Source organism: Streptomyces sp. NPDC050674, assembly GCF_040654575.1.
Classification (GTDB): Bacteria; Actinomycetota; Actinomycetes; order Streptomycetales; family Streptomycetaceae; genus Streptomyces.
The window spans coordinates 1-13609 of sequence record NZ_JBFAIG010000020.1 but is presented as its reverse complement, the minus strand read 5'-3'; the positions used below and the strand labels follow the sequence as shown (position 1 = coordinate 13609).

Genomic DNA, 13609 nt, shown 5'->3' with positions numbered 1-13609 from the left:
ACGGGTGAGTCACGATCAGGACACCCGTTTGCCGCAACGCCCCGCGAGAGACCACAGCGTCCTGTTTCCCTACCCTTCAGACTCCCCCCGGATCACGGCGAGCACGCCATCCAGCTCGTCAGGCTTCACAAGAACGTCACGAGCCTTCGAACCCTCGCTCGGTCCGACGATGTTCCTCGACTCCATCAGGTCCATCAGCCGGCCGGCCTTGGCGAAGCCGACGCGCAGCTTGCGCTGGAGCATGGACGTCGACCCGAACTGCGTGGAGACGACCAGTTCGGCCGCCTGGCACAGCAGGTCGAGGTCGTCGCCGATGTCCTCGTCGATCTCCTTCTTCTGCTTGGTGCCGACGACCACGTCGTCCCGGAAGACGGGGGTCATCTGCTCCTTGCAGTGCCGGACGACCCCCGCGATCTCCTCCTCGGTGACGAAGGCGCCCTGCATACGGGTGGGCTTGTTGGCCCCCATGGGCAGGAAAAGACCGTCGCCCTTGCCGATGAGCTTCTCGGCGCCCGGCTGGTCGAGGATGACCCGCGAGTCGGCCAGCGAGGAGGTGGCGAACGCCAGCCGGGAGGGCACGTTGGCCTTGATGAGACCGGTGACGACGTCCACCGACGGCCGCTGCGTGGCGAGCACCAGGTGGATGCCGGCCGCGCGGGCGAGCTGGGTGATGCGCACGATCGCGTCCTCGACGTCCCGCGGCGCGACCATCATCAGGTCGGCGAGCTCGTCGACGATGACCAGCAGATACGGGTACGGCTGGAGCTCGCGCTCGCTGCCCTCGGGCGGCTTGACCTTGCCCTCGCGCACGGCACGGTTGAAGTCGTCGATGTGCCGGTATCCGTAGGCCGCCAGGTCGTCGTACCGCAGGTCCATCTCGCGCACGACCCATTGGAGCGCCTCGGCGGCCCGCTTGGGGTTGGTGATGATCGGCGTGATCAGATGCGGGATGCCCTCGTAGGCGGTCAGCTCGACGCGCTTGGGGTCGACCAGGATCATCCGGACGTCCTCGGGGGTCGCCCGCATCATGATCGAGGTGATCAGGCAGTTGATGCAGGACGACTTGCCGGAGCCGGTGGCGCCGGCGACCAGCATGTGCGGCATCTTCGCCAGCGAGTGCATGACGTAGCCGCCCTCGACGTCCTTGCCGAAGGCGACCAGCATCGGGTCGTCGTCCTCGGCGGACTCCGCGAGGCGCAGCACGTCGCCGAGGTTGACCATCTCCCGGTCGGTGTTCGGGATCTCGATGCCGACCGCGGACTTGCCGGGGATCGGGCTGATGATCCGCACGTCCGGGCTGGCGACGGCGTAGGCGATGTTCTTGGTGAGCGCGGTGATCCGCTCGACCTTCACGGCCGGGCCGAGCTCGACCTCGTAGCGCGTGACCGTCGGCCCGCGGGTGAAGCCGGTGACACTGGCGTCCACCTTGAACTCGGTGAAGACCGTGGTCAGCGACTCGACGATGAGGTCGTTGGCGGCGCTGCGGGCCTTGCCCGGGCCGCCGCGCTCCAGCAGGTCCAGTGACGGCAGGGAGTAGGTGATGTCACCGGACAGCTGGAGCTGCTCGGCTCGTGGGGGCAGGTCCCGGGGTTCGGCGGGCGGGGCCTTGGTGAGATCGCGGACCCCCGGCCTCGGCTTCTGCGGCTCGGGCTGCTCCTGCTCGCCCCGGTCCTGCTCGGGCGGGTTCTGCCGGCGCCCGGGCTGCTGGGGGCGGGCGGCCGGGACGGGCGTCGGTGTGGTCGCCTCCTGGTCCCCCGCCCGTACGCCCTGGGTGAGGTCGGCGACGATCGGTGACGGCGGCATGCCGTGCAGCACGGCGCCGTCGAGCGCGGCGGCGGCCGCCGCGGCGACGTCCACGGCGTCCCTGGGCCGGTCCATGTCGGGCTGGGGCACCGCCGAGCGCCGGGGGCGGCCCCGGCGCCGCGTGAGCGCCTCCTGCTCGGCACCCTCCGGGTCGTACGCCGCGGGCGCCGGCGCACGCCTGCCGCGCGGGCGCTCGGGCAGCGCCTCACGCCACTGCTCCTCGTAGCGCTCGTCGTCCTCGGCATATCCGAACTCGTACTCGGCCGGATCACGGACGATGCCCAGCCGCACCCCGAGCAGCCGCAGCCGCTGCGGAATGGCCGCGACCGGGGTGGCCGTGACGACCAGCAGCCCGAAGACCGTCAGCAGCACCAGCAGCGGCACGGCGAGCACGTCGCCCATGGCGTACGACAGCGGGGTCGCCATGGCCCAGCCGATGAGGCCGCCGGCGTCCCTTATGGCCTGCATGCCGTCGCCGCGCGCGGGTGAGCCGCACGCGATGTGCACCTGGCCGAGCACGCCCATGACGAGCGCGGACAAACCGATGACGATGCGTCCGTTGGCCTCGGGCTTCTCCGGGTGCCGGATGAACCGCACGGCGATGACCGCGAGGAGTATCGGCACGAGCAGGTCGAGGCGGCCGAAGGCACCGGTGACGAGGATCTCCACCAGGTCGCCCACCGGGCCCTTGAGGTCGGCCCAGGTGCCCGCGGCGACGATCAGCGCGATGGCCAGCAGCAGCAGGGCGACACCGTCCTTGCGATGGGCCGGGTCCAGGTTCTTGGCGCCCTGCCCTATGCCCCGGAACACGGCACCGACGGCGTGCGCCACACCGAGCCAGACGGCGCGCACGAGCCGGTAGATGCCACCGGTCGGGCTGGGCGCCGGTCTGGGCGCGACCTTCTTGGCCGCGGCCTTCCTGGCGGGCGCCTTCTTCGCGGGAGCCTTCCTGGCGGCGGCCTTCTTCACCGGAGCCTTCGCGGCCGCCTTCTTCGCGGGTGGCGGCTTCTTGGCTGCGGAGGGACGTGAGGCCATGGGTGTGAGGTTACCGGGGGAGACGACAGGGGACACGTGTGTCTACGGCTTCACCCGTTCGTGTCGCTCCGGGGAAGGCACGGAACTGACGCGCGGTCACGGGGGACAATCCCGCCCGCGCACGCGTCAGTTCGGCGAGGACACCGAGGAGGCGCTTCCGGTGCCGGGCTCGAGCGCGTCCAGCGCCCGCCGCAACCCCGTGAGCTTGCGCTCCAGATGAGCCGCCGTCGCCACCGCTGCGGCGTCCGTCGACTCGTCGTTGAGCTGCTTGGTCAGCGCTTCGGCCTGCTCCTCGACGGCCGCGAGCCGCGCGGAGAGCTCCGCGAGCAGCCCGGCCGACTCCTTGGCCTCGCCGCCCGCGTCCTTGCCGTTGCCCTCCAACTGGAGCCGCAGCAGCGACGCCTGCTCGCGGAGCTGGCAGTTCTTCATGTACAGCTCGACGAAGACGGAGACCTTCGCGCGCAGCACCCACGGGTCGAACGGCTTGGAGATGTAGTCGACCGCACCCGCCGCGTATCCCCGGAAGGTGTGGTGCGGGCCGTGGTTGATCGCCGTGAGGAAGATGATCGGGATGTCCCTGGTCCGCTCACGGCGCTTGATGTGCGCGGCCGTCTCGAAGCCGTCCATGCCCGGCATCTGGACGTCCAGCAGGATGACCGCGAAGTCGTCCGTGAGCAGCGCTTTGAGCGCTTCCTCCCCGGACGATGCCCGCACCAGCGTCTGATCGAGCGCAGAGAGGATCGCCTCCAGCGCCAGCAGATTCTCCGGCCGGTCATCGACCAGGAGGATCTTGGCCTTCTGCACCATGGCCCGCCCTCCTCGCCCCGGCGTGGGGCCTCCCCTGTCCGCAGGACCTGTGGAAGCACCGGTGGGTGCCGCCGCAGCGGACGACTCCCTTGCGCCGTCCGTCCTTGTGCCGGTCATCGTAGCCGCACCCCGCCCGTCACCACACCCTGTCACCGTGATGTCACTGCGCACGTAGCGGAAACGCAGCAGGAGACCAGAAGGTTCCCCGGATCTTGTACTTCTACACGACTATGCGCACACCGAGTCGGCGACTCCGTGTGAACACCGAACCTTCCCGTCATGGTCGCGCGACTGCCCGACGTTCCCCTCATTCCCCTCGCATCCACTGATCCATCACCGTCAGCAGATGATCGGGGTCGACCGGCTTCGTCACGTAGTCGGACGCGCCCGACTCGATCGCCTTCTCCCGGTCGCCCTTCATCGCCTTCGCGGTCAGCGCGATGATCGGCAGCCCGGCGAACTGCGGCATCCTGCGGATCGCCGTGGTCGTGGCGTACCCGTCCATCTCCGGCATCATGATGTCCATCAGGACGACCGCCACATCGTCGTGCTGCTCCAGGACCTCGATGCCCTCACGGCCGTTCTCCGCGTACAGCACGGACAGGCCGTGCTGCTCCAGGACGCTCGTCAGCGCGAAGACGTTGCGGATGTCGTCGTCGACGATCAGGACCTTCTCGCCGCCGAACCGGATGCCGCGGTTCGGCTTGGGCGCCGGATCCTGCTCGGGCGGCGTCCACTGATCCAGCTGCGCGGGGCGCGGCGGCAGCTCGGGCATCCTGCGCCGCCGCCGGAACAGGGCGGCCGGACCGTTCTGCGTCTCGCGGTACGACGTCACCTCGGCCGGCGTCTCGACCTCCGCCTCCGACAGCTCGGACGTCGACGCCACCAGGTCCCCGGCCTCCAGGGCGGGCAGCTGCTGCTGGTAGCCCTGCGGCGGCAGCTCGCTGGGGTGCAGCGGCAGATACAGCGTGAACGTCGAGCCGCGGCCGGGCTCGCTCTGCGCGTGGATCTCACCGCCCAGCAGCTGGGCGATCTCCCGCGAGATGGACAACCCAAGGCCCGTGCCGCCGTACTTGCGGCTGGTGGTGCCGTCGGCCTGCTTGAACGCCTCGAAGATCACCCGCATCTTGCTGGACGCGATGCCGATCCCGGTGTCGGTCACGGAGAACGCGATCAGCTCGGCGTCCGGCTCGGTCAGCGACCCGGTCTCCAGCAACTGCTCCCGGATCTTCTGCGGCACGTCGTCCCGCGCCGGCCTGATGACCAGCTCCACCGAACCCGAGTCGGTGAACTTCACCGCGTTGGACAGCAGGTTGCGCAGCACCTGCAACAGCCGCTGCTCGTCGGTGTGCAGCGTCGCGGGCAGCTCCGGCGAGACCCGCACCGACAGGTCCAGGCCCTTCTCCGCGGTCAGCGGGCGGAAGGTGGCCTCCACGTAGTCCACCAGCTGCACGAGCGCGATCCGCGTCGGGGAGACGTCCATCTTGCCCGCCTCGACCTTCGACAGGTCCAGGATGTCGTTGATGAGCTGGAGCAGGTCCGAACCGGCCCCGTGGATCGTCTCGGCGAACTCGACCTGCTTCGGGGAGAGGTTCCCCTCGGCGTTGTCGGCGAGCAGCTTGGCCAGGATCAGCAGCGAGTTGAGCGGCGTGCGCAGCTCGTGCGACATGTTCGCCAGGAACTCGCTCTTGTAGCGCATCGACACCGCGAGCTGTTCGGCGCGCTCCTCCAGGACCTGCCGCGCCTCCTCGATCTCGGTGTTCTTCACCTCGATGTCGCGGTTCTGCTGGGCCAGCAGCTCGGCCTTCTCCTCCAGTTCGGCGTTGGAGGCCTGGAGGGCCTTCTGTCGCTGCTCCAACTCGGCCGAGCGCTCCCGCAGTTGCTCGGTCAGCTCCTGCGACTGCGCCAGCAGCAGCTCGGTCTTGGTGTTGACCGAGATGGTGTTGACGCTGGTGGCGATCATCTCCGCGATCTGGTTCAGGAAGTCCTTCTGGATCTGCGTGAAGGGCGTGAAGGACGCCAGCTCGATGACGCCGAGCACCTTCCCCTCGAACAGCACCGGCAGCACGATCACCTGGGCGGGCGGCGCCTCGCCGAGCCCCGAGGAGATCTTCAGGTAGCCGCTGGGCGCGTTCTCCACGAGGATCGTGCGCTTCTCCGTGGCGGCCGTCCCGATCAGCGCCTCACCCGGCTCGAACGACGTCGGCATCGAACCCATCGAGTAGCCGTAACTGCCCAGCATGCGCAGCTCGTACTGGTCGTCGTCCGCGGCGTTCATGTCCTCGCCGTCGACGAGCGGCATGGCCAGGAAGAACGCGCCGTGCTGCGCCGAGACCACCGGCGTCAGCTCGCTCATGATCAGCGAGGCCACGTCCTCCAGGTCCCGGCGGCCCTGCATCAGCGCCGAGATCCTCGCCAGGTTGCCCTTGAGCCAGTCCTGCTCCTTGTTGGCGATCGTGGTGTCGCGCAGGTTGGCGATCATCTTGTTGATGTAGTCCTGGAGTTCCTGGATCTCCCCGGACGCGTCCACGTCGATCTTCAGGTTCAGATCGCCCCTGGTCACCGCCGTCGCCACGCGCGCGATGGCACGCACCTGCCGGGTCAGGTTCCCGGCCATCTCGTTCACGGACTCGGTCAGGTCCCGCCAGGTGCCGTCGACGTCACGCACGCGTGCCTGGCCGCCGAGCTGCCCTTCCGTGCCCACCTCGCGGGCGACCCGGGTGACCTCCTCGGCGAAGGACGACAGCTGGTCGACCATCGTGTTGATGGTCGTCTTCAGCTCCAGGATCTCGCCGCGCGCGTCGATGTCGATCTTCTTGCTCAGGTCGCCCTTGGCGATCGCCGTGGTGACCAGGGCGATGTTGCGCACCTGGCCGGTCAGGTTCGACGCCATCTGGTTCACGGACTCGGTGAGGTCCTTCCACGTACCGGCCACACCGGGTACGTGCGCCTGCCCGCCGAGGATGCCGTCCGTGCCCACCTCACGGGCCACCTTGGTGACCTGCTCGGCGAACGAACTCAGCGTCTTCACCATCGTGTTGATGGTGTCGGCGAGCTGCGCCACCTCACCGCGCGCCTCGATGGTGACCTGCCGCGTCAGGTCACCGTTGGCGACCGCCGCCGAGACCTGGGAGATGTTGCGCACCTGGGTGGTGAGGTTCTTGGCCATCAGGTTGACGTTGTCGCTCAGGTCCTTCCAGATGCCCGTGACACCCGGCACGTGCGCCTGGCCGCCCAGGATGCCCTCGGTGCCCACCTCACGGGCCACCCGGGTCACCTGCTCGGCGAAGGAGGACAGCTGGTCCACCATCGTGTTGACGGTCGTGACCAGCTCCAGGATCTCGCCCTTGGCGTCGACGGTGATCTTCTTCGACAGATCGCCCCGGGCCACCGCCGTCGTGACCTCGGCGATGTTGCGCACCTGGATGGTCAGGTTGTTGGCCATGCCGTTCACGGACTGGGTGAGGTCCTTCCAGGTGCCGGAGACGCCCTGCACCTCGGCCTGACCGCCGAGGATGCCCTCCGTACCCACCTCGCGGGCCACCCGCGTGACCTCTTCGGCGAACGACGACAGCTGGTCCACCATCGTGTTCAGGGTGTTCTTCAGCTCCAGGATCTCCCCGCGCGCGTCCACGGTGATCTTCTGGGACAGGTCACCCCGGGCCACGGCCGTGGCCACCTGGGCGATGTTGCGCACCTGACCGGTCAGGTTGGACGCCATGCCGTTCACGGAGTCCGTCAGGTCACGCCACACACCGGCCACACCCGGCACCTGCGCCTGACCGCCCAGCCGGCCGTCCGTACCCACCTCGCGCGCGACCCGGGTCACCTGGTCGGCGAAGGCCGAGAGCTGATCGACCATCGTGTTGATGGTGTTCTTCAACTCGAGGATCTCGCCGCGCGCGTCGACGTCGATCTTCTGCGACAGGTCACCCCGGGCCACCGCCGTCGTCACCTGCGCGATGTTGCGCACCTGCGACGTCAGATTCCCGGCCATCGAGTTGACGGAGTCGGTGAGCTCCTTCCAGGTACCCGACACACCGTCCACGCGGGCCTGCCCGCCCAGACGGCCCTCCGTGCCCACGTCCCGCGCCATCCGCGTCACCTGGTCGGCGAAGCTCGACAGCTGGTCCACCATCGTGTTCACGGTGTTCTTCAGCTTGAGCATCTCGCCGGAGACGTCCACGGTGACCTTCTGCGAGAGGTCGCCGTTGGCCACCGCCGTCGTCACCTGGGCGATGTTCCTCACCTGACCGGTGAGGTTCCGGAACGCCGTGTTGACGGAGTCCGTCAGGTCCTTCCAGGTGCCCGCCGCGCCCGGCACCTGCGCCTGGCCGCCCAGCTCACCCTCGACACCGATCTCCCGCGCCACACGCGTCACTTCGGCACCGAAGGCGGACAGCTGGTCCACCATCGTGTTGACGGTGTTCTTCAGCTCCAGCATCTCGCCGGCCACGTCGACCGTGACCTTCTGCGACAGGTCGCCGTTGGCCACCGCCGTGGTCACCGCGGCGATGTCCCGCACCTGAGTGGTCAGGTTACGGAAGACCGTGTTCACCGAGTCGGTGAGGTCCTTCCACGTCCCCGCCGCACCCGGCACGTTCGCCTGGCCGCCGAGCTGCCCCTCGGCTCCGACCTCGTTGGCCACCCGCGTGACCTCGTCCGCGAAGATCCGCAGCGTCTCGGTCATCTGGTTGATCGTGTCGGCGAGCTGCGCGACCTCACCGCGCGCCGGCACGGTCACCTTGCGCGACAGATCACCGTTGGCGACCGCGGTCGTCACCTCCGCGATCCCGCGCACCTGGGCCGTGAGGTTCCCGGCCATGGTGTTCACCGAATCGGTGAGTTCCTTCCACACACCGGCCACACCCGGCACCTGCGCTTGGCCGCCCAGCGCGCCCTCCGTGCCCACCTCGCGGGCCACCCGCGTCACCTCGGAGGAGAACGCGGAGAGCTGGTCCACCATCGTGTTGACGGTGTTCTTCAGCTCCAGCATCTCGCCGGCGACCTGGACCGTGACCTTGCGGGACAGATCACCCTTGGCCACCGCCGTCGTCACCAGCGCGATGTCCCGCACCTGAGCCGTCAGCCGGTACGCCATCGTGTTGACGGAGTCCGTCAGATCGCGCCACGAACCCGACATGCCCCGCACCCGGGCCTGCCCGCCCAGCTTGCCCTCGGTGCCCACCTCACTGGCCACCCGCGTGACCTCGTCGGTGAACGTCGACAACTGGTCCACCAGGTTGTTGACGGTCCGCCCGACCTTCAGGAACTCGCCCCGCAGCGGCTGGCTGTTGCCGTCCGGCACCTGCGTCCGCAGCTCCATGCGCGGCGACAGATCACCCTCCGCCACCGCCGACAGCACCCGGCCGACCTCGGAAACCGGCCGCACCAGGTCGTCCACCAGGGCGTTCGAGTTGTCGATCGCCGTCGCCCAGGAGCCCTCGCAGGCACCCGTCTCCAGCCGCTCGGTGAGCTTGCCCTCGCGACCCACCATCCGCCGCACCCGCGACAGCTCACCCGTCAGATGCAGGTTGCGGTCGGCCACCTCGTTGAAGACCGCCGCGATCTCGGCCATCACGCCGTCCCCGGACACCGTGAGCCGCTTGCGGAAGTTCCCGTCCCGCATCGACACCAGGGCCGCCATCAGCCGGTTCAGGGCCGCCGTGTCCACTTCGGTCGTGCCGCTGCGCATCCTGCCCTGGTCGCTCGGGGACTGTCCGCCTTTCGCGCGCGCCTTCTTGCCACGCGTCGCTGCGCCAGACTCCACTGTGTCCCTCCCGCAGGGGTCGACCGTCTCTGCTGTGCTCGGGTACCACGCTCGGCGTACCATTTACTACTGCGTATTCTCGCCCTGACATACCGGTCCGGTTCCATGGGGCTGCTGCCCACGGGCCGCATCGCGCACACGGCCTGCCCGGACCTTCACAAGAAGCCTGCCCAGTGTTTCACCCCGGCCGAACCAGGCCATAACAGTTCGGCAGCTTCGCACATCGTCCGCACACCCTGCGGACGGAAACACTGCAGACCGGCATCCGCTCGGACCGCGAAGGTAAGTAACCTTGCATCCGGCTGTCCAGCCGCGCCGGTCCGTCCGGCCTGGGCGGTGGCACGAAGACGAGCGGGCATCGGAGGGGCGGCCGCACACATGACCACCGGACTGATCCCGGGGGGACAGCCCCCGGACCCCCGGCCGACGGGCGCCCTGCCGCAACAGCGGCGCGAGCCGGTCGGTCCCGCAGCCCAGCACGTCGAGAACCGGTCGAGGAGTTCTGTGATCACCGCGCGCGCGGCCGCCAGTTTCGAGCCCGTCGGGCGATCTGTCGCGAGCGCCCGCTCCTTCGTTCGCGACACCCTCCAGGGCTGGGGCTTCGCCGACATCGTCGACGACGCCGTCGTTCTCACCAGCGAACTGGTGACCAACGCCGTGGTCCACGCCGGCACCTCGGCCGACGTGCTGTGCCTGCGCAGCGACGAGGGCGTCCGCATCGAGGTCGCCGACCGCTACCCCGAACGCGAGATCCCCCTCCAGGGCACGGCCGTCAACATGGGCAGCCCCGACCGCGAGGGCGGGCGCGGCCTCCAGCTGTGCGCGGCCCTCGCCGGCCGCTGGGGCGTCGAGTACACCCCCACCCACAAGACCGTCTGGTTCATGCTGGACCTGCCCGCGCGCGCGGTGGGCACCCGCGCGGCCGGCCCGGCCCTCCCCTCCGACCTCCTCCCCCTCGCCGACGGCCGGGTCCGTGTCGCGGTCATCCAGATCGACCGCACCGGCCACATCACCGCCTGGAACGAGGACGCCGAGGACCTCTTCGGCTACCCGGCCGAGCAGGTCACCGGCAAGCCCCTGACCGACCTCGCCGCCTGGCCGCACACCCCCGGCACCAGCACCGGCATCGCCGAGGCCCTCCGCCTCTCCCGCTGGGAAGGCAGCTACGGCATCCGCGCCGCCACCGGCCGCGTCACCCCCGTCTACGCCTCCCACCTGCGCGTCCGCGACACAGGCGGCGAACCGTCAACCGTGTGCCTCCTGGTACGGGACCACGAACGGGCAGTTCTTCAGACGCCCCTGCGCGTCCCCTCCTCCGACTCCGCCACCGGCTCCGAGGGGCAGAGCGCCGACCCCTTCGAGGTCTTCATCGGCTCCCCCGCCCCGGACGACCTCGACGGCCTCCTCCAGCGCACGGTCGAACGCGCCCGCGACATGCTCGACGGCGACTCCGCGTTCCTGCTGCTCGCTACCGACGACGAGACGGAACTGGAGGTCCGCGCCTCCACCGGCCTCCCCTCCGCCCGCCAGCGCTTCGCCCGCGTCCCCGTCGAAGCCGGCCCCGGCCGCTACGGCTCGGCCCGCATGCCCGCCGTCCACGACGACCTCACCGCCGTCCCCGGGGCGGTACCGCTCCTGAACGGCACGGGCATGCGCTCGGTCGTCACGGTCCCGCTCAAGGTCGAGGGCCGCCTCACCGGCTCCCTCGGCGTCGCCGCCGAATCCCCGGCCAGATACTCCAACGAGGAGGCCCTGCGCCTCCAGTTCGCCGCCGACCGCATCGCCCTCGCCGTGGAGTCGGCCCGCCTGGGCGAACTGGAACGCCTGCGCCGCGGCTCCCTCAGCTTCCTCGTCGAGGCCTCCGACCTGCTGGCCGGCACCCTGGACCGCGACCAGACCCTCGCCCTGATGGCCCAGATGACGGTCCCCACCCTCGCCACCTGGTGCGCCGTCTACACCATCGCCGACCAGGCCTCCGAGCCCTACCTCTCCTACGTGCTGCACGAGGACGAGGAACTCATCGACGGCATCAAGTCCCTGCTGTCGAAGGTCCCGCCGCCCGACCCGGTCCCCACCCCCGGCGCCCGCGTCTGGACGGCCCCCGGCGAGCTGGCCCACCAGGCGGCCCTGCGCAGTTCCATGCGCAGCCTCGGCCTCAGCGGCAGCACGACCCGCCAGGTCACCCCGGGCATCGGCCCGACCCTCGCCACCGCCTCCGCCGTCGGCGGCGAGACCGTGGTCCTCCCGCTGGTCGCCCGCAACCGCGTCATCGGCATGCTCACCCTGGGCAAGCCGACCGACGAGCACTTCCGCCAGGAGATCCTGGAACTGGCCGAGGACCTCTCCCGCCGAGCCGCCCTGGCCCTGGACAACGCCCGCCTCTACTCGGAGCGCACGGCGATCAGCCAGTCCCTCCAGCGCAGCCTCCTCCCGCCGGAGCTGCCGCTGATCGACGGCGTCGAGGTCGAGGTCATCTACCGCGCGGCCGGCGAGGGCAACGAGGTCGGCGGCGACTTCTACGACCTCTTCCCCATCAGCGACGGCGCCTACGGCTTCGCCATCGGCGACGTCTGCGGCACCGGCCCGAACGCCGCCGCGGTCACCGGCCTGGCCCGGCACGCCCTGCGCCTCCTGGCCCGCGAGGGGCTCAGCGGCCCGATGGTCCTGGAGCGTCTCAACTCCGCGATCCTGGACGAAGGCGCCCGCAGCCGCTTCCTCACCCTCCTCTACGGCGAGATGCGGCCGCAGGAGGACGGCAGCGCGGAGCTGAAGGTGGTCTGCGCCGGTCATCCCCTCCCGCTGCGCCTGCGCCAGGACGGCACGGTCGAACCGGCCGCGGAACCCCAGCCGCTGCTCGGCGTCATCGAGGACCTGGAGCTCTACGAGCAGACGGTCACCCTCGACCCTGGCGACGTGCTGCTGTGCGTCACGGACGGCGTCACCGAACGCCGCGAGGGCGCCCGCATGCTGGGCGACGACGGCCTCGCCGATGTCCTCACGACCTGCACGGGTCTGACGGCCGGCGCGGTCGCGGCCCGCATCATGCGCGCGGTGGAGCGCTTCGCATCGGACGCCCCGTCGGACGACATGGCGATCCTGGCGATGCGCGTCCCGGGCCTCCAGAAGGACTAGAGAATGCGAAAGGCCCCACCCGTGAGGGTGGGGCCTTTTCTGGTGGAGCCCCCAAACGGAATCGAACCGTTGACCTTCTCCTTACCATGGAGACGCTCTACCGACTGAGCTATAGGGGCCCGTTGCTTTGCGAGGTCTCCCCCGCGGCAACGGAATAGATCATACCCCGAACAGACCCGTGTTCCCAACCACGTCAGAAGGCGGGCTGGAGAAGTCCTCCGAGGGCATTGCAGGCGGACACGATCCGCTGCATGTCCCGCTTGGTGAGGGACGCGTCCACGGGCAGCGCAAGCGTCTCGTCGGAGGCACGCTCGGTTTCCGGCAGCGCAACACACCGCCGGAATTCGGGCAGCCGGTGCACGGGCGTCTTCACCGGCACGCGGCATTCAACTCCCTTGCCCCGTAGGGCCCGCGCGAAGGCGTCCCGGTCGGGCCGCCCATTGCCCGGTACCCGCACGACGTACTGCTGGTAGGTGTGCCCGTCCCCCTCGTCCGGTGTCCGGACGCCCCTCAACTTCGCATCGAGGTAGGCCGCCCGCTCCCTGCGCTGGGCTATCTCGTCGTACGGCGCCTCTGATTCCCCTTGCTCCAGCACCAGCAGCCCGTGCCGCTGCCCCAGGGCGTGCAGCCGAGCGATGTCGGCGAGCCGGCCGAAGCGATGCACGACCACCACGGCAGCGGTCCGCGAGGTGACCGCCGCTTCCACGGCGGCGGCGTCGAGGCAGTAGGTGGCGGGGTCTATGTCGGCGAACACCGGAAGCGCCCCGGCCATGGTCACGGCCTCGGCCACCTCGACGTTTCCGAAGGCCGGCACGACGACCTCGTCACCGAGTCCGACACCGGCGGCCCTGAGCATTGCAGCAGTACCCATGCTGTGGATGGTGGTAGCGCAACGTGAACTTCAAGTGACGCGCAACAAAAAAGGGTTGGACCCGGAACCGAAGTTCCGGGTCCAACCCTTTCAATGATTGTTCGGCGGCGTCCTACTCTCCCACAGGGTCCCCCCTGCAGTACCATCGGCGCTGTAAGGCTTAGCTTCCGGGTTCGGAATGTAACCGGGCG

At 69.7% G+C, this 13609-nt stretch carries 5 protein-coding genes, 1 tRNA gene and 1 rRNA gene; 1 reads left to right on the top strand and 6 read right to left on the bottom strand.

Going from position 1 to position 13609, the window contains the following annotated elements:
* Positions 1-69: 69 nt before the first annotated feature.
* The 3 genes from AB0I06_RS28345 to AB0I06_RS28335 form a co-directional block, all read right to left on the bottom strand.
* Positions 70-2838 carry a DNA translocase FtsK 4TM domain-containing protein gene (locus AB0I06_RS28345; protein WP_363121665.1) on the bottom strand — a complete coding sequence of 923 codons (2769 nt, stop codon included), beginning with the start codon at positions 2836-2838 and terminating at the stop codon, positions 70-72.
* A 126-nt stretch (positions 2839-2964) separates the two neighbouring features.
* On the bottom strand, positions 2965-3645 hold the full coding sequence (locus AB0I06_RS28340) for a response regulator (protein WP_363121664.1): 681 nt from the start codon (positions 3643-3645) through the stop codon (positions 2965-2967).
* Positions 3646-3952: 307 nt separating this feature from the next.
* On the bottom strand, positions 3953-9415 hold the full coding sequence (locus AB0I06_RS28335) for a HAMP domain-containing protein (protein ID WP_363121663.1): 5463 nt from the start codon (positions 9413-9415) through the stop codon (positions 3953-3955).
* A 378-nt stretch (positions 9416-9793) separates the two neighbouring features.
* On the opposite strand from AB0I06_RS28335, the gene AB0I06_RS28330 reads away from it, so the two are divergent.
* On the top strand, positions 9794-12547 hold the full coding sequence (locus AB0I06_RS28330; protein WP_363121662.1) for a SpoIIE family protein phosphatase: 2754 nt from the start codon (positions 9794-9796) through the stop codon (positions 12545-12547).
* 43 nt (positions 12548-12590) lie between these two features.
* On the opposite strand, the gene AB0I06_RS28325 is transcribed toward AB0I06_RS28330, so the two are convergent.
* The 3 genes from AB0I06_RS28325 to rrf form a co-directional block, all read right to left on the bottom strand.
* Positions 12591-12666, bottom strand: a tRNA-Thr gene (locus tag AB0I06_RS28325).
* A gap of 74 nt (positions 12667-12740) precedes the next feature.
* Complete coding sequence (locus AB0I06_RS28320; protein WP_363121774.1) at positions 12741-13403, bottom strand: DegT/DnrJ/EryC1/StrS family aminotransferase; 663 nt, start codon at positions 13401-13403, stop codon at positions 12741-12743.
* Between the two features lie 114 nt (positions 13404-13517).
* Positions 13518-13609 (bottom strand): 5S ribosomal RNA (gene rrf / locus AB0I06_RS28315); the annotation flags it as partial.